Source organism: Streptomyces sp. NPDC051172, from assembly GCF_040682555.1.
Taxonomy (GTDB): domain Bacteria; phylum Actinomycetota; class Actinomycetes; order Streptomycetales; family Streptomycetaceae; genus Streptomyces.
This window is the reverse complement of the sequence record NZ_JBFBBE010000143.1, coordinates 1-21,094: the sequence shown is the minus strand read 5'-3', so window position 1 is coordinate 21,094 and position 21,094 is coordinate 1. Positions and strand designations below refer to the sequence as shown.

Genomic DNA, 21,094 nt, shown 5'->3' with positions numbered 1-21,094 from the left:
GCCGTTCCGCGTCATCGACGTCGCCTCGGCCGACCTGGGCTCCTCGGCGGCCCGCAAGTTCGACTGCGCTGCCGCCGATCATGCCGGCCGCCTCGTCGTTGGGCGCGTCGAAGCGGTGGGCGTACACCGTGGCCGCCGGACCAGTTGGTCCGGGCTCGCTCACGTAGCCGGTCGCCGTAGGGCTGCCGGGTCGGCGCTGTGGACCAGGAGCCAACCATGGTCCACGAAAGTCCCTGTTCCACGTGGGTGAAGCCATCTGTGATGCAGGGGCGTAGGTGGATAGTCCCAGTGCCCGGATCGGCAAGCAACCCAAACTGATCCACGCGTGGGTTATCGAATGATCATTCGCCAGTCCCCCCACGCCCTGTACATGTACATTCAAGATCGCTGCGGCGAGTTACCTGGTCAGCTTGATGCCCTCCGGCATGTCAGCGCCGCGTCCCCCGTCAGCGAGCCGGTGGGGTGAGGGTGGTGCGGTCGAACGGGCCACCATGTGCGGCGGCGTACGTGACGGCGTCGTTGACAGCGTTGAGGTCGAACGACCTGACCCTTTCGGGCGCGAGGTCCAGGGTGCCCGAGGCGAGGAGCCGGATGATGCCGACGTTCGCTGTACGCGGGTACATCCACTGGCCGCGCACGGTGATCGAGTTGCGCATGATCCATGGGTAGGGGAGGGCGAAGTCGTCGCCACCGAGCATGCCGACGCCGCCCATGAGAACGACGCGGCCGTATTCGCGCACGGTCATGGTTGCCGTGCGCGCTGCCGAGCTGGGTGCGCTCGGCGGTAGCAGGTCGATCACCATGTCGATCGGGCCGTCGGCCGCCGCGGACATCGCCGCGCGGTCGCCTGCCTCGTCCCCGGTGAGCGGGACCGGACGCACGAACGGCCCGAACCGGTCGGCGAGGAGGTCGAGCGCGGCCTGGTTGCGGCCTGGGGCGACCACGCGGCCCGCCCCCATGGCGAGCGCGACCGCGACCGCACTGCTGCCGAGGTTGCCGGTGGCCCCGTTGACGAGCAGCGTCTCACCGGCTGCGAGCCCGCCGGCCAGCAGCCCGCCGTAAGGGATGACGTGCACGCCGAGCGCGGCCCAGCGGGCCGGGTCGTCCCCCGCCGCTGCCGGGAGCGGGTAGACGTTCTCCGTCGGGACCCGCATGAGCTCGGCGAACGATCCGTCGTGCAGGTACCGGGCGAGGCGCGCGCCGCCCTCGCCGCGGGAACTCCAGCCCTGGAGCGTGATGTCGGGCGTCAGGGCGTCGTCCCGCGAGCGCACCGTCGAGTCGCACCACACCAGGTCGCCGGGGCGCAGCCGGGTGGCGTCCGGGCCCACGTGGACGACCCTCCCCACGCCGCCGGTCCCGGGCACGACGGGAGGGACCAGGGGGTAGTTCCGCTCGCCGCTGAAGACCTCAGCCGCGTAGGGCGCCACGCTGGCGGCGAGGACCTCGACCACCACCTCGCCGCCGCCGGCCTCGGGGTCGGGAACCTCCCGCACCGTGAGCGGGGCACCGAACTGCGTCAGGACTGCTGCTCGCACGTGATGACCTCCGTGTTCGTCCGTGTTCGTCTGGATCGACACTAGGAACCCGGCGGCCATGCGGGAAGCGACGATCAAGCATCTGTGGTATGCGTATCCCGCATGGACATCTCCAGCACAGGCCTACGGGTCCTGCGGCAGATCGCCGAGTCCGGCAGCTTCACCGCAGCAGCCACCCGGCTCGGCTACACACAGTCGGCGGTCTCACGCCAGGCCGCCGCCCTCGAACGAAGCGCGGGCACCGCCCTGTTCGAACGCCGTCCTGACGGAGTGCGGCTCACCCCCGCGGGTCTGACTCTGCTGCGCCACGCCCGCACGATCCTGGACTGTCTGACAGAGGCCGAGCGCGACCTCACCGGCACCGTCTCGCGTACCGAACTGGTGCGGCTCGGACTGTTCCTGAGCGCGGGCGCAGCCATCCTGCCGCCCGCACTCACCCGCCTCGCGGCGACCGACCCGCAGATCACGGTCACGACTACCGAGGGCACCACGCCCTCCCTGGCCCGGGCACTGCGCGCGGGCTCGATCGACCTTGCCGTGCTGACGTCCCGCCCGCCCCACCGGCCTTTGGACGGCGAGTCGCCGCGCCTGCACGTCGAGACCGTCACGGACACCGAACTGGTCGTGGCGGTGCCTTCGACCGGAGAGTTCGCCGGCCGCACCGCCGTGCACGTCGACGAACTGGTCGACGCCCCGTGGATCGCCGCTCCGGCGTCGAACGCCGAGCCACTGCTCGGCGTCTGGCCCGGCCTGCCCGGACGGCCGGACATCGTCCACTGCGCGCGCGACTGGCTGACGAAGCTTCAGCTGGTCGCCGGTGGCTTCGGAGTGACAACGGTGCCCTTGCGGCTCTCGCCGGTGCTGCCGCCCGGGGTGAGCCTGCTGCACGTCGAAGGCGCACCCCCCGAGATCCGCCGGGTTCTCGTGGCGCGGCTCCCCGGTCGTCCCACCCCGGCGATCACGGCCGTCGCCCGAGCAATTGCCTCGACCACCTGATAATGCCGCCGGCCATGAGATTCGGTGCCACAGCCCGCCAAGGGCGCGTGTACCTCGGCATCAGCAAAGGGGTGCCTCCCAGACCCGTGAACAACTGACTTCAATACTCGTGAATAGAGCCATCGTTCGGCTCACCGGGCACCAGTCCTGTCCAGGAGGTCAGGAGCCAGCTACGAGATGCTTCGTCGCGGCGGTGAAGGTGCGGTGACCAACCCCTTGAGCACGGAGGCCTCGTGATGGACCAGAACCGGCTGGAACTCTCGCCGGAGCGACTGCGACAGATCCAGCACCTCGTTGAGAAGATCCGGCAGCGCCAGGCGGCGTACCCGCCTCCGAAGCCGCCGCAGCGTCGTCGCCGAACGTGGCAGTAGCCCAGCGGCCAGCCGAACCCGCCGTGGCAGCCCACGCGCTACCGCAGGCGCCACCGGGGATGAACCGAACGACGCCCAGCACCAGCCGCGTGCCGACCCCGCTCGGCGCGCACTACACGGCGGTTGGTGCGCGCCCAGTGACCTCCAACACCATGCGCGGGACCGAACCTTCCGCGAAGACGACTCCAAGATCCGCACCGGCGCCCTGCCCCACACCATGGCGAGCCTGCGCAACCTCGCCATCAGCGTCTTGCGCCAGAACGGCAAGACCAACATCGCCGCCGCCCTCCACCACACCAGCCGCGACTGCACCCGGCCCCTACGAGCCCTCGGACTCGCCTGACGAACCCGGACAGATCTCGATCACGCAATGGCCCTGGGTGCGGGAGTACGGCAGCGTGCTGGATTCCACTGACGGGCACGACCGCACGGAACGAGTAAGGCGAGACGAGTGAGCACTTCGCGGCGAACACGAGATGCCTGGTGTGTCGTGGTTGCCGGGTTCCTCTGTCCGGCGATATCCGGACGCTATCCGTCCCGCCTAGTCTCGGCCTGGCCGGGGCTGCTCGATGACGGGCGGGCTGTCAGCTCATCGACGGGCGAGGACCACTGGCAGCAGCGGTACCTGACGCTGACCCCGGCCTGACGCCCGTCCAGCGGAGTGACGGACTCGAGGAGAACGATGCGGATCGTCCTGCTGACCATTGGTTCGCGCGGTGACGTACAGCCGTTCGTGGTGCTCGGCGTTGAGCTGAAGGCTCGTGGGCACGAGGTGGTGCTGGCAGCCGGGGCGGAGTTCAGGAGCATGGCCGACCGGGCCGGTCTCGGCTTCCGGGCTCTCGAAGCGCTGCCCGCCGGCTTCGCCGAGTCGGTGCTGCGCGATCCGAAGGTGCGGGCCGCCTTGCGGCGTGGGCCGTCGATATACCGGATGGCCATGGCCGCGCCACGGCTGACCGGTGCCCAGCAGCAGGCCCTGATCGACGAGATGGTGGCCGTCGGCGAGGGCGCGGACATGGTCGTCAACACCACGCTGACCCGGATCGGCGCGCTGGCCCGGCCGGACGTGCCGTGGTGTTCGGTCGCGTCCTGGCCGGTGACCGAGACCGCCGCGTGGCCCGCGCTGGGCGCGCCGGAGCTGTCGCTGGGCGGCGGTTACAACCGGTTCACCCACCGGGCCATGGGCGCGCTGGAGTGGCTGGTGTACCGGCCCAGCGTGAACCGCGGCCGGACCGCCGCCGGGCTGCCGCGACTCGGGCTCCGCTCACCCTTCCGTGACGACGGGGTCACCCGGCCGCTGCTGTACCAGTTCAGCCCGCACGTGTTCGCGCCGCCCGCAGACTGGCCGGAGCACTGTCACATCACCGGGTACTGGTCGGACAACGTGCGTTGGGACAATCCGGCGGAGGTGACCGAGTTCGTCGAACGCGGCGATCCGCCGCTGGTGGCCACCTTCGGCAGCGCCTGGGCGTTGGACGGTCCCGGCCTGCTCGCGGCGAGCGTGGCGGCAGCGGCGGCGACCGGGCACCGGCTGGTGGTCGTCGGCGGCCCGGACGGCCCGCTGCCCGTCGGCGTCGAGGCGATCCGGACCGAAAGCGCCGACTTCGTCTGGCTGCTGCCCCGAGCCGCCGCCGTACTGCACCACGGCGGCCAGGGCACCACCGCGGCCGTGGTGTCCGCCGGCGTGCCACAGGTCGTCGTACCTTGCTATGCAGACCAGCCGGTGTGGGCGAGCCGGATGGCCACGCTGGGCGTCGCACCGCCGCCGGTGCCGTTTTCCCGGTTGACGGGCGACCGGCTGGCCGCCGCCGTGCGAACCGCCATCGACGATCCGGCGATCGCCACTCGGGTGGCGGCGCTGGCGGAGGCGGTGCGCGCTGATCGAGGCGTGGCCGCCGCCGCAGACGTCATCGAGAAACACGCCGTCACCCGGCGCTGACGGCTTCCGGTGGCAGCCCCTCCCCAGCCGGAACTGGAGGAACCTTGACCGCTCTCCTAGCTCTAGCAGGGAGATCCGACCCTCACGAGTCGCACTCTCTGCTTCACGGCCCGTTGTCGACCCTCTTTCACGGCGATGGCCGCAGTGCCGGCCATCGGTCTTGCACGAGCTCCACAGTCTTCATCCCCGCCGCCCCGGTGGTAGGCCGGTCCGCAGCTTGGTTTCGCCCCGGAGTGGCTGACCGAACGCACACGACGCTCGTTCGCCCTCCGGGTGAACCCCGTTTCTTGTCCTGCTCCGCAGAAGTTCGTTCTCTTCCCGGCCTGAAGGTCGGGGTATCCACGAAGGAGTCCGAATGACCGCATCCCCGGCCACCCCCGGTGGTCTACTTCGGACCCACGACCCGTCGGCGGCGCTGCGTGTCGTCCGATCAGCACTGTCCACCCAGGGCACCGTGACGGCCACACCGGACTTCCGGTCCTGGTTCGCCGAACGGCTAGCCGTGGCCAGGACCACCACGGTCGCCGGTATCGACTTCGCCGACCTGGTCGGCTGGCGTTTCGCTGATGACACCGGCAACTTAGTGCACGACAGCGGAAAGTTCTTCGCCGTCGAGGGCCTGTCGGTGGCTGCTGCTCACGGCCCGGTGGCGAGCTGGTCGCAGCCGATCATCAATCAGCCGGAGACCGGCGTGCTGGGCATCCTGGTCAAGGAGTTCGACGGGGTACTGCACTGCCTGATGCAGGCCAAGATGGAGCCGGGCAACTGCAACGTGTTGCAACTGTCCCCAACCGTGCAGGCCACGCAGAGCAACTACACCGCGGTACACCGCGGCCGCCCGGTGCCCTATTTGGACATGTTCCTGTCCGCGCCACCGCAGTCGGTGCTCGCCGACGTGCTGCAGTCCGAGCAAGGCTCGTGGTTCTACCGCAAACGCAACCGCAACATCGTCGTGGAGGCCACCGCGGACGTCGAGGTGCTGCCCGGCTTCTGCTGGCTGTCACTGGGCCAGGTGCACGCGCTGCTCACCGAGGACAACCTGGTCAACATGAACACGCGCACTGTGCTGTCCTGCCTGTCCTTCTCCGGACCGAACCTCGTGGGCGAGCTGGGCTGTGGCGCGTCCGGGTTCCGGGCGGCCCTCGTGCGCTCGATCGGAACGGAGTGGGGCGCACTGCACACCGACGGCGAGATCCTGAGCTGGATCACCGATCTGCGGTCCCGCCGCGAGGTCGAGGCCACCCCGATCCCGCTGTGCGAGGTGCGCGGCTGGCGCCGGCAGCCCGACCGGATCACTCACGACACGGGCGTCTTCTTCGACATCCGCGCGGTCGCGGTGGACGGCGGGGGCCGCGAGATCGACAGCTGGACGCAGCCGATCATCGCCCCGCACGGGCTCGGCGTCGTGGCGTTCCTGGTCGCCCGGTTCTCCGGGGTGTTGCACATACTGGTCAGCGCCCAGGTGGAGCCGGGGCACCTGGACTTCGTCGAGCTGGCGCCGACGGTGCAGTGCACGCCGGAGAACTACGAGCACCTGCCGGCCGAGGCCAGGCCGCCCTTCCTGGACGACGTGCTGGCCGCGCCGGCCGACCGGATCCGGTTCGACACCGAGCTCTCCGAGGAGGGCGGCCGGTTCTTCCACGCCCGTACCCGGTACGTGATCGTCGAGGTCGACCCGGTGGTGGCGAACGGCGCCGGACCGGCCCGGCACCGGTGGATGACCATGGCCCAGATCGTCGGGTTGCTACGGCACAGCCACTACGTGAACGTGCAGGCCCGCAGTCTGGTGGCGTGCCTGCACAGCCTCGTGGCTCGCCTCGATGACGACAGTCCGGTCGCGCCGGGTGGGGGCGCCTGATGGTCCGGCCTCTCGCGGAACCCGCCCCCGGAGCGGACTTCGACCCGGCGGCGACGGTGCGGATCGGTGTGCTGGGGGCGGCATCCACCGCGTGGCGGCGAATGCTACCTGCTCTGACCGGTACAGCCGGGGTGTCGGTCGCGGCCATCGCGAGCCGGGATCGCTCCAGGGCCGCGGCGTTCACCGAGCGGTTCGGTGGCGAGCCGATCGAAGGGTACGCGGCGCTGTTGGAGCGCACCGACATCGACGCCGTCTACGTCCCGCTGCCGAACTCCCTCCATTACGAGTGGGCTGCGGCCGCGCTCGCGGCCGGAAAGCACGTCCTGGCGGAGAAACCGCTGACGACCTGCGCCGCCGACACCGCTGACCTGGTGCGCCTGGCCGAAGTGAACAACCTCGTGCTGCGGGAGAACTTCACGTTCCTGCACCACCCGGTGCACGCCGTCGTGCGGAACCTGGTGACCGCCGGTCGAATCGGCGAGCCTCGGCACTTCACCAGCTCGTTCTGCTTCCCGCCGCTTCCCGACGCCGACGTGCGTTACCGGCCCGAACTGGGCGGCGGGGCGTTGCTGGACGTCGGTGTCTACCCGATCCGGGCGGCACAACTGTTGTTCGGCAACGACATCGAGGTCGCCGGCGCGGTGCTGCACGTGGATCCTGTCACCGGAGTCGACGTGTCCGGCAGCGTGCTGCTCACGACCGGCGACGTGGTCGTGACGGCCGAGTTCGGCTTCCGGCACGGCTACGGTTCCCGCTACCGGCTGTGGGGCTCGTCCGCCCAGCTGCTGCTGGAGCGCGCGTTCACCCCACCCGCGACCCACCAGCCGGTGCTGCGCATCGATGAACAGGACCATGCCGAGGAGATCGTGACGCCGGCCGCCGACCAGTTCGCCCGATCGGCTGCTGCTTTCACCGCCGAGGTCCGAGCCCGCCGAGCCGGCGTGCCGAACTCGGCAGCGGCGTCCAACGCCGACACCCTGTGCACCGCCGAACTTCTCGACGCCATCAGGGCATCCGCTCGCGTCGTCACCGTGTCCGGAGGACACTGATGCTCGTCATCGGCCGGGGCTTCATAGCAAGCCACCTCAGCACGATCGCCGACCGGCACCCGCACGCTGTGGTGGTGGCTGCCGGTGTGTCCAGCATACGGGTGACCGATCCGGCGGAGTTCGCCCGGGAGCGGGCGCTCATGACCGATGTGACGCAGCGCTGCCTGCGAGAGAACCTGACCGCGGTGGTGCTGTCGACCGCGTCGCACGCGATGTACGGCTCGACCGACCACATCGTGGAGGAACGGGAACCCGTCTCGCCGAGTTCGCCCTACGGGCGGCACAAACTCGGGCTGGAGCAGCAGGTGGCGGACTCGGGCGCGAACTGGCTCGTGCTGCGGCTGGCGCACGTCGTCGGCCCACGACAGCGGCCGCACCAACTGCTGCCGGCGTTCGTCGAGCAGGTGCGTTCGGGAACCGTCCGACTGTACCGGGACACCTACCGAGATCTGGTCGACGTACGCGATGTCGTGTCCACTGTGGACGGTCTGCTGGCGGCCGGCGTGCACGGCGAGGTGGTGCACGTCGCCTCCGGCACACCGGTTGCGGTGACCGCGATCGCCGCCGGGGTGCGGGCTCGGATGGGCGTGCCGGCCCGGCTCGAGGTCGTCGACGCCCCGCCGGTGCGCACGACGGTCTCCACCGCCCGGTTGCGGGCCCTGCTGCCGACCGCCGTCCTGCCGGGCGGCGCCGGCCACCTCGATCGGCTACTCGACCGGTACGTGGCCGACTACGCCGGCTGACCTCGCCCCAGCCGGTGTTTCCCGCTGGCCGGAAGTTGATGGATTCGAGCGCATTGGTGGCGTACCCGATCTTACGAAGCTCGGGCGGAAGTCGAGGAACGGGGCGAACTCGTCCCTAGGCGTTCCGCCATACATCGACCGCGCCGGGGTATTGCGCACCGAACTGCTTGTCGAACTCGGTGAGGCCGAGCTCCGCAGCCTCGAGAGCGGGGGCCGTGCGGATCGCCTTCGTGGCCCACCCTGCCGGCCACGGACGCCACCGGGAGCCCTGAGCCTGCGGTATCGGCTTCCGCTGCCGCGCAACGGATTGTCGTCCTGACCAGGCGCGTCCGGTCCAGCCGTCGGCGATATTCATCCGCTATCCGTCCCGCTTAGGCTGCTGCAGAACTCTCAGATCCCGCATCCACTCAGTGTCGTGGTCCGGCAGGGGCCGAAGCCTGACGGCAGGCGGGTTGTCAAGTCAACGACGATTTGGGGTGGTCACGATGTTGGTGCTCGGGTTGAGCGGAAACTTCTCCGCGCGGGACTCGGATCTGGTCCCCCTCCTGCCGGATCAGGTGTTCCACGACTCGGCTGCGTGTCTGGTGCGGGACGGCGAGGTGATCGCCGCCGTCGAGGAGGAACGGTTCAACCGGATCAAGAAGACCACCAAGTTCCCGGTCAACGCGATCCGCGCGTGCCTGGATGTGGCGGGGGTGACGGTCGACCAGCTCGACGGCGTGGCGTACTACTTCCCTGAGGACTTCGTCGACACCACGCTCAACTTCTTCTACACCGTCCACCCGAAGGTGCCCACGGTGTACTGCCGCCAGCTGATCAAACAGTGGTTCGCCGAGGAGTTCGACTGGGATCTCAGCGACGACAAGCTCGTCTTCACCCCGCACCACGACGCGCACGCGATAGCGGCGGTGGCCCGGTCCGGGATGCCGGAGTCGCTGGTGCTGGTCCTGGACGGCCGCGGCGAGGAGAACTCCGGCACCGTCTACCGGGCGGGCGGGGGACAGCTGGAGAAGCTGGCCGACTACCCGATCTTCAAGTCACTGGGCATGCTCTACCTCAACGCCACCCAGCTGCTCGGCTACGGCTTCGGCGACGAGTACAAGGTGATGGGCCTGGCACCCTACGGCGACCCGGCGACCTTCCGCGACGCCCTCAGCTCGCTGTACCTGTTGGGCGACAAGGGCGACTACAACCTGCTGCCGAACATGACGGTGCCCGACCTGGTCGGCCCGTCGATGCTCGCGAGGGGCATCACGCCGCGCCGCAAGGGCGAGCCGTTCACCCAGCAGCACAAGGACCTCGCCGCCGCGACCCAGGAGGCGCTGGAGAAGATCGTGCTGCACGTGCTGACGCACTGGGCCGAGTCGACCGGCCTGTCCCGGCTGTGTTTCGGCGGCGGCGTGGCCCACAATTCTACCCTCAACGGCAACATCCTGCGCTCCGGGCTGTTCCGCGAGGTGTTCGTGCACCCGGCGTCGCACGACGCCGGCGCGAGCGAGGGTGCCGCTTTCCTCGCGGCCGACCAGTTGGGCGGTGCGGCCCGGCCGGTCCGCAGGTCCCGCACCGCGAGCTCAGGCCCCGCGCTGGGTACCGAGGCGGAGGTCCGCGACCGCCTGGGCGCGTGGGGTGCGGTGCTCGACTTCGAGCGGCACGAGGACATCGTGCCGGTCGCGGCCGGACTGCTGGCCGACGGCGCGGTCTTGGGCTGGGCGCAAGGACGTTCGGAGTTCGGCCCGCGGGCGCTGGGCAACCGGAGCATCATCGCGGACGCCCGGCCGGCGGAGAACCAGACCAGGATCAACGCGATGGTGAAGCAGCGGGAGAGCTACCGGCCGTTCGCGCCCGTGGTCACCGCCGAGGCCGCCGCCGACTACTTCGACCTGCCCGCCACCGAGGCGAACTACGACTTCATGTCCTATGTGGTTCCCATCCGCGAGGAGCGCCGGCCGGACCTGGGCGCGGTCACCCACATCGACGGCACCGCGCGGGTGCAGGTCGTCGACCCGGTCGCGAACGAACGGTTCCACCGGCTCGTCGCGGCCTTCGGCGAGCGCACCGGGACACCGGTGCTGCTCAACACGTCCTTCAACAACAACGCAGAGCCGATCGTGCAGACCATCGACGACGTGGTGACGTGCTTCCTCACCACCGATCTGGATTACCTGGTGGTCGAGGACTTCCTGGTGCGCCGGCGTTCGGCGGCTCCATCGGCCGACCTGGACGCACTCGTTCCCCGGTTGCGGCCGGTGACCAGGCTGGCCCGCAGGCTCGGCGCCGGGGCCGCCGCAGCAGGTCCCGCCTGGCACGAGATCTCCCTGGACTACGCCGGAGCTCCGGTGACCAGGGTGTCGGAGGAGCTGTTCACGCTGCTCAGCGTCGTGGACGGCGTGCGCACCGTCGGCGAGCTGGCGAAGGAGGCCGGCGTCGTCCCCGACGAGGTGCGTGCCGAGCTGTACGAAATCTGGCAGCAGCGGTACCTGACGCTGACCCCGGCCTGACGCCCGTCCAGCGGAGTGACGGACTCGAGGAGAACGATGCGGATCGTCCTGCTGACCATTGGTTCGCGCGGTGACGTGCAGCCGTTCATGGTGCTCGGCTTGAGCTGAAGGCTCGCGGGCACAAGGTGGTGCCGGCAGCCGGGGTGGAGTTCAGGGGCTTGGCCGTCCGGGCCGGTTCCGACTCTCGAAGCGCTGCCCGCCGGTTTCGCCGAGTCGGTGCTGCGCGATCCGACGGTGCGGGCCGCCCTGCGGCGTGGGCCGTCGATCTGAGCAGACGCGCGCACCGAGATGCGTGCCTCCGTGGCACAGCTGTCCCACTCGCAGGGTGAGCTGCGGAGGCAGGTCGACCAGGGGCTCGGCATGGTCCGTAACCTGAACGCCAACACCTCTTCGACCTCAAGCACGGCATCCGGGACAACTGCGGCGCGCAGGGGGAGCAGTGGTACGAGGCGTTGGAGGAACGGATCGAGCAGGCACGCGAGGAACGCCGCGCAATCGTCGCTACTCGTAGCCCGGAAACGGTGCGGCTCCCGTACCGTCGTAGACGCCCTCGGTCAGCAGGGCATGGTGCGGGACCACCGACGCTTCCCTCAGATAGCCCGCACGGGGTGGCCGTGCTGATCGCCTCGATGCCCCAAAGGATCAAGGGAGCGGGCGCCGGTGAGCACCTCAACACCCCAGCAGCGCCGTGGCGAGGACACCGGCTGGCACGTTTACCGGGAGTGCTTCCTGCGCTCCCATGGCTTCCCCAACCCCCCAGGACGAGTGCCCGAGATGAGCGGCGAGCGCAACCACACGCGCGGCCGGACAGAGGCGGTCGCCGCCTCCGTCCAGGTCAGCCCGGCGCAGACGACCGCCGCCTACTACCTGCCCGACGACCTCATGGCCGTAGCCAGGGAACACGGAGTCCAGTTCACGGACTTCGACGCATTCACTGACCTGCCCGCGGCCCGCCTGAAGGTCGCCGGCGCCCGCGATCTCGGCTGAAGGGGTTGGACTATCCGTTGTGTGCTTCGAGCTCGGTCGCCAGCGTCTGTTGGGTAGCTGCCCACGACGCCAGGAGCCCTAGATTGTCAGCGGTCGGCGTGCCCGCGGGTGCGGTGTAGACGTTGAGGTGCAGGCCGGGTTCAGCGGGCAGTTCCAGGGACTCGACATCCAAGTCGAGCCGGCCCACTATCGGATGGTGCACCCGCTTGCGTCCGGACCGGTGCAGCCGCACGTCCTGAGACGCCCACCGCTGTCGGAACAGCTCACTGCACGTTGACAGTTCACCGACCAGGGCGATCAGCTCCTCGTCGTGCGGATTGCGGCCGGCTTCCATACGTAGCTTCGCGGCCGCGTCACCGGCAACTTGGTCGTAGTCGACAAAGAAGTCCCTGGCCGCCTCGGGGCTTAGATAGACGAACCGCGTCGTGTTCGCGGGCCGTCGCGGGTCGGCCAGCACCGGTGAAAACAGCGCGCGGGCGAGTTGATTCATGGCGAGCACGTCATAACGTCCGTTCCCGATCCAGGCCGGCGCATCGGAAATCGCGTTGAGCACCTGTTGCAGCGTCGAGCGCACTGTCACGGCAGGCCTACGCCGACCTGGGCCGCCGGGCGCCCTGAATCGGCGCGCGAGGCGGAACAGGTGGCGGCGCTCGGCCTCGTCGAGTTGCAAGGCAGAGGCCAGCGCATCGAGCACGCCATCGGAGGCACCGGCGAGGCTGCCGCGCTCCATGCGCACGTAGTAGTCGACCGATACCCCCGCCAGTAGCGCTACCTCTTCGCGGCGCAGACCTTTGACCCGACGATTGCCGCCGTAGGCGGGCAGGCCCGCCTGCTCGGGCGTGATGCGGGCGCGACGCGAGCTGAGAAACTCCCGGATCTCGGTGCGTGGATCCATCGTGGCCATCCCCTCACCGTAAGCCCGTCCCGCAGCCTAAGGGGTGCCCGTTGCGGTCGTCGCGATGCCGCCGTCTACCGGGATGATGGCGCCCGTGAGGTAGGACCCGGCCCGGCTGGCGAGAAACACGGCGATACCCGCCATGTCGTCGTCGCGGCCGAGTCGGCGCAGAGGGGCCGCCGCCGCGATTGTGTCGCCGATGGCATGGAGTGTGGACGCCATCATCTGCGACGGGAACACCCCCGGTGCTACCGCGTTCACCGTGACGTGCTGTGGGCCCAGCTCTCTGGCAAGCACTCTGGTGAGTTGATGGAGTGCCGCTTTGCTGCTGGCGTACGAGTAGTTGGGCGCCTGGGCGACGTGGATGGCGGCGATACTGCCGATGTTGATGATCCGCGCGGGATCATCGGCGGTGCCCGCCCTGCGAAGTGCGGGGAGCAGTGCCTGCACGAGCCAGAACGGCGACTTGAGGTTGAGGTCGATCACTGTGTCCCAGGCCTCGTCCGGGAACGTCGCCAGCGGCTCGCGCCACATCGCTCCCGCGTTGTTGACAAGGATGTCCAAGCGTTCCGAGTCGACCTTGACAAGATCAGCGAGGCGCTGACACTCGTCGTGCCTGGAGAGGTCGGCGGGAATTGCTTGAACGTCGCCGAATTCAGACAGTAGATGCTGGGCCTCCGCGCACGCGTCTGCCTTGCGTGAGCTGATGACGACGCGGGCGCCCGCCTGGAGAAGGCCGCGCGCTATCATCATTCCAATGCCCTTGGTGCCGCCAGTGACAAGGGCGTACTTCCCACTCAGATCGAAAATTTCTGTGTGAGTGGTGAATTGATTGTCCGCCATTGGTCTCCGTCTCTTCTGTCGCGGAAGGATGCGCCGACACGGTCGCGCGTTCGGGGAAGCTGGATTGAGCTGATGGGGGTAAAGCTGCCGTGCGTGTCCATGGAGTGTTGTCGGCGCTTTCGACTCAGCCAGGTTGACAGGCGTTTTGGACGTCTGGGAGACCCTGGTGATACAGGTACTGCGAGAGCCCCCTTGCCTGGTGCTCTGAGCTGAGGCGCCGGGCCGCTGGGCCGGCGTATTCGGCTCTGGCCGTCAGGTGGCCCAGCCCGTCACCTTCGAGGAATTCCTGGCGCACGAAGTAGGGGGCGGGCGGTGACTCTGGCCCGTTCGCAATCCCGTAGCTCCTCCGGAGTCCGCAGTGTGCCGTGCGGTCAACGTGGAGGGCACACCGGCCAGCCGAGGGTCCCCAGGTCTCCGGGGTCGGACAGTCGTCGGACGATCACGCTGCCGGGGCCCGTTGACCTGGAGCGAAACCCGGAGAGTCGGCGGGCCGTTCGCGTTCCGTGGCGTTTGGTAGGCAGGCCGGAGCTCCGACTGAGGTGTAGGTGGGCGCGGGGTTCCACTGGTCCGGAGACGTGGTGCTGCTCGCAGAGAGGGAAAGCTACTGGTCAGATTGGGTTGGGCAGTTGGTCGAGCCGTTCGAGGGCGTTGGTGACGAGGTGGGCCCATGGCCAGTGATCCCTGATCAGTGTGGACTCCATCACTGCCCGCGCCCACGACGACGCCGCCGGGTTGCACATCGGCAAGGACGTCATCCCGCCCCACTGGGCGCTGGACCGGAACCGCCAGATCACCCCCTCGAACTGCTCCCGCAGCCGCTCGCGGTACGGACCGGTCTCGCCTATTGGCAGGTACGGCTCGGTGTGGTTGTACCTCGACCCGCCGGAACGGGCGCTGGTCTTGTGCGTGGACGAGAAGTCGCAGATCCAGGTGCTGGACCGGTCCCAGCTGGTGCTGCCGATGATGCCCGGGGTGCCCGCCGCAGCCACGACTACCTCCGGGCCGGCACCACCACCCTGTTCGCCGCGCTGGACGCGGCGAGCGGGAAGGTCATCGGCTCGCTCCACCGCCGGCACCGGACCGCGGAGTTGAAGAAGTTCCTCGGCAAGCTCGACCGTGAAGTCCGGCCGGCCTGGACGTGCACCTGATCGTGGCTGCTGGCGCACCCCCGTTTCGACCTGCACTTCACCCCGACCGGCTCGTCCTGGCCGAACCTGGTCGAGCGGTGGTGCGCCGATCTCACCTGCAAGAAGCTCCAGCGCAGTGTCCACCGCTCCGTTCCCACCCTCGAACGCGACATCCGCGCCTGGATCAAGGACTGGAACACCAACCCTCGCCCGTACGTGTGGCACAAGACCGCCGAGCAGATCCTCAACAGCCTGGCCAGTTACTGCCGACGCATCTACGACTCAGGTCACTGGAGGCGTGCCGGCCGAGTGGCCGGTAACGCCGTGATTACAGAGCGAGTCGGTTGACGTTCCACGGCCGGCACGGTTGTTCAACAGCCCGGCTACCAGCACAAGGCAGGCCGGGCCACGGTTCGACGAGATTCGAAAGGATTACCCTTCAGTCAGGATCCGGGCCGAATAACCGTGATCTTGACCTAAGCCGAGCAGATCAGGTCGACGCGGCGACAGATGGTAATTGAAGCAAAGTACTGTGTGATATCGGAGGCGATCAGGCCCCCGCCGTGCTGGCGTCGGCCGTGAAAGCATGCCAGGGGCTACCCTGCTGACATGCCCACGTGCCCAACTGGCCACCAGTCATGCGCAGATGACTACTGTGATGTGTGCGGTGTGCCGATGTCATCGCCGCCCCAGCCGCAGGTGCCGAAGCAGTCGCCGGGGGCCAGGGACGGCCCGGTGGAGCTCTGCCCGGTCTGCAATACGGCGCGAACTGACCGCTACTGCGAGGAGTGCGCGTTCGACTTCGAGTTCGCCGTCGGCAGTCCCGGGCCGTGTCCCGCCCACGAATTCCACCTCCCCGAGGCTCCTCTTTCCGACCCGTGCACCAGCTCCCCCCTGCCCCCTCCTGCCCAGTCCGCCCAGCCCGCTCCTATCGAGTCCGCCCAGGCCGCCGTCCAACGCTCTTCCGAGCCGGCGATCGTTGACGAACTGATCACGGGAGGCGCGGTGGCCGCCAGCTTCACGGCAGCAGCGGCTATCACGAAGGCGAAGATCGAGGCCACCACGCAGCGCAGACGGAACGCACTGGACGCGGAGACCAGGCGTCTGGAGATCGAGTCTCAGGAGCGCCAGGCCGCCTTGCAGCAGCGAGAGGAGACAAAGCGGGCACGGATCACGGCTCGAAGTCAGGTGCAGCATCCGGCTTCCGAAGACGAAGCCGGATGACCACCCGACTGTGGGCGATGGCGAGTCGCGCTCCGCGGTCCATCAGGATCTCGTCCCGCTCCTTCGGCTCCAGGGACTTCGCCGGGCTTCCCGCCGGAGTAGACCGGCGGCCGGACCGCACAACACCCTCCGCCGCAAGGCTGTCGGCCTGCCGTGAGACCGGCGTTCGAGAGCGTGGGGATCAGGGCTGGGAGTCAGTTGCCCCAGCCCCAGCGCACCTGGGTGACTCCGGAAGCGTTGTTGTTGGCGAGAGTGCTGCCGTTGATCCGTTCCATCGAGTACGTGTCCCCGTCTCTCAGGCCGGGCCAGTAGACACTTCCGATGCCCTGGGCTCGCGCCGTGTCGGTGACCGCGGCGAGGTAGGACTGGTACTGGGCCCCGTTGTGGTTCGACAGGTAGTCGATGCCGGTGGTCATGGGGGCGCCGAACTCGTCGATGATGGTCCGGCTTGCATAGCTTCCGATGCGCCCGCTGAGGTCGGACTGCCACTGCGACTCCTGGGTGTAGCTGTTCCAGTAGCCGTAGTAGTGCAGGGACAGCAGAGTGCCGCTCAGAGCGGAAGCGGCCCCGACGCCGGTGACGTGGTCGTTGTAACCCGTGCCACTGATGACGACCCGCCCCTTGGGGACACTGGAGAACTTCGAGAGCCAGGACGAGCAGAGGGAGATCCAGTCGCTCTGTGAGTAGCCGTACGGCTCGTTCAGCGGCTCGAAGTACACGTTGCTGTTGCCGCCGTACGCGCTGATCACGGTGGACCACATCGAGTACCAGGTGGACTGGTCTGTGACCTTGCCGACGGAACTGCTCTCCGTCCACGCGCTGACGATCACCTTCATGCCGTTCCCGAGCGCCGCGTCGATCGCTCCGCGGTAGGCACCCCACCAGGACGAACTCACGCTCGGCGGATTGATCGGCAGACGCACGGTGTTGGCGCCGAGGTTGGACTGGAAGGCCTTGATGTAGTTGTCTGCGACCGAATGGACCTGCGCGTAGCTGTCGGAGGCCGTCAGGCCGCTCGGAATGACCCAGCCGGACTGGTAGTTGTCCCGGGCGTCCGCCCAGTTGACTCCTTTGAACTGGTTGGTCGCGGCTGCGGCCGGCTGCGCGAGGGCGACGGTGAGAAACGGGGCTGCGCCCATGACGACGACCGCGAGGAACCGCGTCAGTGCTGCTCTGGCCCTGGCTCGAACGGGCATGTGTGACCCTTCCGCACGCGCCTCGTATGGTGCCCTGTGGGGGGTATTGTTAATTCTTGCGCGATGCTGTGGGTAATAGTTGGAGCGGGCTGCTGGTGTGTCAATACTCTTGACGGATTTTCCCGGGCATTCCAGAGCGGCTGAACACCTGGATTGCCCGGGCCCGCGCGGCCGACATGCCCTTCCTGCACTCCTTCGCGACCGGCCTGGAACGCGACCGCGCCGCCGTCAACGCCGCCCTCACCCTGCCCTGGCGCAACGGACGCACCGAGGGCGTCAACCGCAAGGTCAAACTGCTGAAGCGCCAGACCTACGGCCGGGCCGGCTTCCCGCTCCTCCGCCAGCGCATCCTGCTCAACTGACAGCCGGGCAAGGGCGATCACCGGCTACGAAAATCTTTGAAGACCCATTGGGTGGACAGACCCGGCGAGTATGCGGTTCCGGTAGAAAAGTGCGGGCAATGGGTGAATGGGGTCGTGGGGCAGGGCGAGTGCCCATCGTTCGTGGTTGCCGATGTCGATAGATTTGCGGTGGGGTGTGGTGCTCTCGTCAGGGTTGAGGGGGGCCAGGCGTGCGGTGATGTATTCGTGTGGGGCCGGTACGGGAAGGCCGAGCTGGCGGGCCAGGCGTTGGTGTGCGGCCAGCTTTCCGGATAGCACGATGATTCCTTCCGCGGCGAGGTGGTCGCGCGCTTCGCGGACTCGGCGGCCGGGATCGCCCATCGAGACGGTCTCCACGTTGTTGGTGGACAAAAGAAGGCCCTGAGCGGCGCGCAGCAGGGCCGTCACCCGGGTGCCGGGACGCTGCTTGAGGATCTCTTGCATGTCCGCCGTAGGGAGTTCGGCGAGGCCGTTGGCGGGCAAGGAGGCATCGCGATGCAGCCATAGGATCTCGCGGCGGTGCTCCGGGGTCAGACGCCGCTTGGTATCCCGGTTGCCACCTTGGGTGAGGAAGTCGTCGCGCAGCCGGATGACGCCCAAACTCCAGCGGTTGGTCTCGTCATCGGCGTGCAGGAGCAGCACCAGCTGACCGATGTGCTCGGGGGAGAAGAGCCAGCCGCCGAAGGTGACCGAGAAGTTGAACGCAGCTTTGATGTCGTGGGGGAGCAGGAGGTTGGCTGTGTCGTCGCTGTCCACGCGGGGCAGGGCCAGGGTGTTGACGAAGGATCGCTCGACCAGTGGGCCCAGGTAGGTCTTCTCCGGCTTTTGCAGTTCGGCGATCCGGTAGCGGCCCGTGCGGGGGCCATCCAAAACGTCGTCGAAGGCTGCCCGCACGGCCCGCGCGATACGAAATCCGCCAGGATCGAGCGACAGCAACCCGCTGTGCGCCAAGCGCAGTGGCCCGTCTTCTTCAGGGGCGGGGAACGGTGTCCCGGCCGGCGTGGCCAGGGGCACGTCCGCTCCCGACTGCGCGAGGGGTGAGGAGCGGGAAGGCGGGTGCTCGGCGGACGCTGGGGGGCGATGGCGCAGCAGGTCGTCGTGCAACTGCGCCAGTTGCGCCTCCAACGTGGCCATCCGCTGGCCGAGGCCGATGGCAGCGCCCCCCTCCAGCCTCGCATCGACGCCGGAGGGCACGGGATAGGCCGGCACCGGTTGGCGGGTCAGGAGCCCCAGCAGCATCGAGGTGATCGCCTCCGCTTGCCGGCGGCTGCGCTGCTCATCCTCGAGGGCTTCCTGTTGTTCGGCTACCCGGCGGCGTAGCCGAGCGATCTCTCTCGCCGCATCTTTCTGGGAGATTGGCTGATCGTGGCTCGCCCGCTGGCGCCGACGGGCCTCGGAGGCCCGGGAGAGCAAAGCCGTCGCCCGCTCGCACAGCGCGTTGGCCGCAGCAGTATCGGGTGCGCACAGCCTCAACACGGCTTCGACGAAGACACCGTTGATATCCAGGCCCTCTCCAGCAAACCGCTTGGAAAGGGTCGCCACCCCCGGCACAGGTCGCCCGCCGAGCATCTCGGGCGTGAGCCGTTGCGCGATATCACGCAGCGTCAGGCCCGCCTGATCCGCGACATCCCTCAGAAGCGTAGCCACCTCGTTTTCCGCCGCGCTCATGCCGCGCAACGGCCCTCGTGGTCGCCCCTGCCCACCCCCGACGCCAGCCATGACCCCCCTTGTTCATCCAAAAATATAAAGTTCTCTGAACAAACTAAACTAGCACGCGCGTCCTCTCGGGCTGCTGGAAGATGACGACCACGCGATCTGACGAACGTAAGGGGAGGGTGCGCAGTGGGCGGTATCTCGGCGTTCAGGCTGCTACTGGCCGTGTGGGTGGTGACGGCCGCGCTGCTTGTTGCGGTGATCGCGGGGGCCGTGGTGGGTCCCTGCGATGCCGGTGACCGCAACTGGCGGGGCCGCTTGCGCATCGGTGCAGCGGCGTTCGGCCTGGCGGTGGCGAGCGCGGTCGCCCTCCTTGGGGTGACCGGCCTGATCGGCCAGAACGCCTGAACGCCCCAGCCCCAGCGGGGAGTTTGCCGCGGCCTGTGTCACACCTGCCACGGGGTGCTGTCGCCCGACAGCATCCACGAGGCGTGCGGGGCCGGAGGGTGGGGGCGTTTTAGAGTGCGGGGGTGAGTGTGCGCAGAGGGCTGGCTCGGGATGGGGATATTCGGCCTGTGGTGCGAGAGTGGATCTCTCAGCAGCCGCTATGGCGGGGGGCGGTACTGCGTGAGGAGTTGGGCCTGTGCAACGGGGAAGCGCGCGCCGATGTCGCCGTCATCGGCGCCCAGCTGGCGGGATTCGAGATCAAGGGCCCGCTGGATCGGCTGGATCGACTGCCACGTCAAGTCGCCTTCTACGACCGGATTTTCGCACAGTGCTGGCTGGTGACGACCGAGGCCGGCTGGCCGGCTGCTTCGGCGTTGATCTCGCCCTGGTGGGGAGTGTTGCTGGCTGAGGGCGGGCGCCGGCCATCCGCCCTGTCGCTGATGCGGGCGGCTCAGCCCAACCCGACCCTCGAGCCGGTGGCGTTGGCGCGCTTGTTGTGGCGCCACGAAGTGCTGGCCGAACTGGGCGCGATGGGGCGGACGGGCGCCACCCGCCGCCTGCCCCGTCATCGGCTGTGGCAGATCCTGGCCGAGGCCCTGCCAGTGGAGGAATTGGCGGCGCGGGTGGCGCAGGTGGTGGGGGCCCGTCAGCGGCCCGCTCCCGCTAGCTCAGCTGATGCACCGTCTGAGTGAGGTGTTGGGTGTGGCCGGCCTGGATGAAGCGTTCCGGAGGGCCGGCCGCTTCCTGCCTGCTGGCGCAGTCGGCGAGGTAGCGCTCACCTTCGCTGAAGTCCCGCCCGCGAAAGCGGGGATCATTGCTGAGGCGCACGACGAGGGCGGGCATCTGCGCGGTGCCATAGACGGCCATGTTGCGCCCCTTGATCACCAGATAGTCCTCGGCCGTGGAGTACAACACCCGGCCCAGGATCGTCACCGGGCCCGTGGTCTGCTGCGCCGGCTTGCCCGGATGCACGATCGAATAGTCCCCGAACACCAGCCGCTCACCCATCCCCGAGCGGGCACCCACCTTTTGCCACAGCGTCAACTCGCGGCGGGGCAGCAGGCTGACACGGTCGCGCTCCAGCTGTTGCAGGGAGGCGGGAAAGGCCCCACAGAGCAGCACCAGGGTGCGCCAAGGCCGCAGCGCGCCCAGCAGCGATGTGGCCTGTACCGCCCACCCAAGGGCCTGCTCGGGCTGATCAAGCGCGCCCACATCGAGCAACACGTCAATGGCTTCCGGTTCGGTCTTCAGCCGGGCAAGAAGCAAGGCCGGGAAGTTAAGGATCTTCTGGTCGGTGTCGAGCGTGTCGGGTCAGCAGGCGAGGGCGTAGGTGGCGGGGCCGGTCTTGTGGATCAG

Annotated in this window: 17 protein-coding genes and 2 pseudogenes; 13 read left to right on the top strand and 6 right to left on the bottom strand. The window is 68.6% G+C overall.

The genetic code is table 11. The annotated features are described in order from the left end of the window. Nucleotides 1-446 precede the first annotated feature (446 nt). Nucleotides 447-1,535 carry an alcohol dehydrogenase catalytic domain-containing protein gene (locus tag AB0N07_RS44120; RefSeq protein ID WP_365845408.1) on the bottom strand — a complete coding sequence of 363 codons (1,089 nt, stop codon included), beginning with the start codon at nt 1,533-1,535 and terminating at the stop codon, nt 447-449. Between the two features lie 102 nt (nt 1,536-1,637). Between AB0N07_RS44120 and AB0N07_RS44115 the strand changes: the two genes are divergently transcribed. From AB0N07_RS44115 to AB0N07_RS44080, 8 genes are all read left to right on the top strand, one after another. Then, nucleotides 1,638-2,531: a LysR family transcriptional regulator gene (locus AB0N07_RS44115; RefSeq protein ID WP_365845406.1), complete on the top strand. Its 894-nt coding sequence runs from the start codon at nt 1,638-1,640 to the stop codon at nt 2,529-2,531. Nucleotides 2,532-3,119: 588 nt separating this feature from the next. Then, nucleotides 3,120-3,245, top strand: a complete 126-nt coding sequence (locus AB0N07_RS44110; RefSeq protein WP_365845404.1) for a hypothetical protein — start codon at nt 3,120-3,122, stop codon at nt 3,243-3,245. A 339-nt stretch (nt 3,246-3,584) separates the two neighbouring features. Then, nucleotides 3,585-4,838: a glycosyltransferase gene (locus tag AB0N07_RS44105; RefSeq protein WP_365845402.1), complete on the top strand. Its 1,254-nt coding sequence runs from the start codon at nt 3,585-3,587 to the stop codon at nt 4,836-4,838. 355 nt (nt 4,839-5,193) lie between these two features. After that, on the top strand, nt 5,194-6,696 hold the full coding sequence (locus tag AB0N07_RS44100) for an NDP-hexose 2,3-dehydratase family protein (RefSeq protein ID WP_365845400.1): 1,503 nt from the start codon (nt 5,194-5,196) through the stop codon (nt 6,694-6,696). Beyond that, nucleotides 6,696-7,745 carry a Gfo/Idh/MocA family oxidoreductase gene (locus tag AB0N07_RS44095; protein ID WP_365845398.1) on the top strand — a complete coding sequence of 350 codons (1,050 nt, stop codon included), beginning with the start codon at nt 6,696-6,698 and terminating at the stop codon, nt 7,743-7,745. Before AB0N07_RS44100 ends, AB0N07_RS44095 begins: the two co-directional genes overlap by 1 nt. Beyond that, entirely contained in the window at nt 7,745-8,488 is a 744-nt protein-coding gene (locus AB0N07_RS44090) for an NAD-dependent epimerase/dehydratase family protein (RefSeq protein WP_365845396.1), read from the top strand. Before AB0N07_RS44095 ends, AB0N07_RS44090 begins: the two co-directional genes overlap by 1 nt. A gap of 485 nt (nt 8,489-8,973) precedes the next feature. Further along, nucleotides 8,974-10,986 carry a carbamoyltransferase C-terminal domain-containing protein gene (locus AB0N07_RS44085; protein ID WP_365845394.1) on the top strand — a complete coding sequence of 671 codons (2,013 nt, stop codon included), beginning with the start codon at nt 8,974-8,976 and terminating at the stop codon, nt 10,984-10,986. A gap of 660 nt (nt 10,987-11,646) precedes the next feature. Next, a complete protein-coding gene (locus AB0N07_RS44080; RefSeq protein WP_365845392.1) occupies nt 11,647-11,973 on the top strand; it encodes a hypothetical protein in 327 nt (108 codons plus the stop codon). A 10-nt stretch (nt 11,974-11,983) separates the two neighbouring features. On the opposite strand, the gene AB0N07_RS44075 is transcribed toward AB0N07_RS44080, so the two are convergent. Both AB0N07_RS44075 and AB0N07_RS44070 read right to left on the bottom strand, forming a co-directional pair. Further along, on the bottom strand, nt 11,984-12,868 hold the full coding sequence (locus AB0N07_RS44075) for a helix-turn-helix transcriptional regulator (RefSeq protein WP_365845410.1): 885 nt from the start codon (nt 12,866-12,868) through the stop codon (nt 11,984-11,986). A 36-nt stretch (nt 12,869-12,904) separates the two neighbouring features. Beyond that, entirely contained in the window at nt 12,905-13,711 is an 807-nt protein-coding gene (locus AB0N07_RS44070; protein WP_365845390.1) for an SDR family oxidoreductase, read from the bottom strand. Nucleotides 13,712-14,578: 867 nt separating this feature from the next. Here AB0N07_RS44070 and AB0N07_RS44065 point away from each other — a divergent pair. Then, a pseudogene (locus tag AB0N07_RS44065) lies at nt 14,579-15,186 on the top strand (IS630 family transposase); the annotation flags it as partial. A gap of 327 nt (nt 15,187-15,513) precedes the next feature. Next, a complete protein-coding gene (locus AB0N07_RS44060; RefSeq protein ID WP_365845388.1) occupies nt 15,514-16,062 on the top strand; it encodes a hypothetical protein in 549 nt (182 codons plus the stop codon). Between the two features lie 194 nt (nt 16,063-16,256). On the opposite strand, the gene AB0N07_RS44055 is transcribed toward AB0N07_RS44060, so the two are convergent. Beyond that, a complete protein-coding gene (locus AB0N07_RS44055; RefSeq protein ID WP_365845386.1) occupies nt 16,257-17,258 on the bottom strand; it encodes a cellulase family glycosylhydrolase in 1,002 nt (333 codons plus the stop codon). A 137-nt stretch (nt 17,259-17,395) separates the two neighbouring features. Here AB0N07_RS44055 and AB0N07_RS44050 point away from each other — a divergent pair. After that, nucleotides 17,396-17,620 (top strand): annotated as a pseudogene (locus AB0N07_RS44050) (transposase); the annotation flags it as partial. A 24-nt stretch (nt 17,621-17,644) separates the two neighbouring features. Here the strand turns inward: AB0N07_RS44050 and AB0N07_RS44045 are convergent. Next, nucleotides 17,645-19,306, bottom strand: coding sequence for a NaeI family type II restriction endonuclease (locus AB0N07_RS44045; protein WP_365845384.1), 1,662 nt, complete (start codon nt 19,304-19,306; stop codon nt 17,645-17,647). Between the two features lie 174 nt (nt 19,307-19,480). Here AB0N07_RS44045 and AB0N07_RS44040 point away from each other — a divergent pair, with 174 nt between their 5' ends. Beyond that, nucleotides 19,481-19,699, top strand: coding sequence for a hypothetical protein (locus tag AB0N07_RS44040; RefSeq protein ID WP_365845382.1), 219 nt, complete (start codon nt 19,481-19,483; stop codon nt 19,697-19,699). Nucleotides 19,700-19,821: 122 nt separating this feature from the next. Then, entirely contained in the window at nt 19,822-20,430 is a 609-nt protein-coding gene (locus AB0N07_RS44035; RefSeq protein ID WP_365845380.1) for a sce7726 family protein, read from the top strand. On the opposite strand, the gene AB0N07_RS44030 is transcribed toward AB0N07_RS44035, so the two are convergent. Continuing rightward, nucleotides 20,402-21,004, bottom strand: coding sequence for a hypothetical protein (locus AB0N07_RS44030; protein WP_365845377.1), 603 nt, complete (start codon nt 21,002-21,004; stop codon nt 20,402-20,404). The two genes, AB0N07_RS44035 and AB0N07_RS44030, sit on opposite strands and share 29 nt — an antisense overlap. Nucleotides 21,005-21,094: the final 90 nt, after the last annotated feature.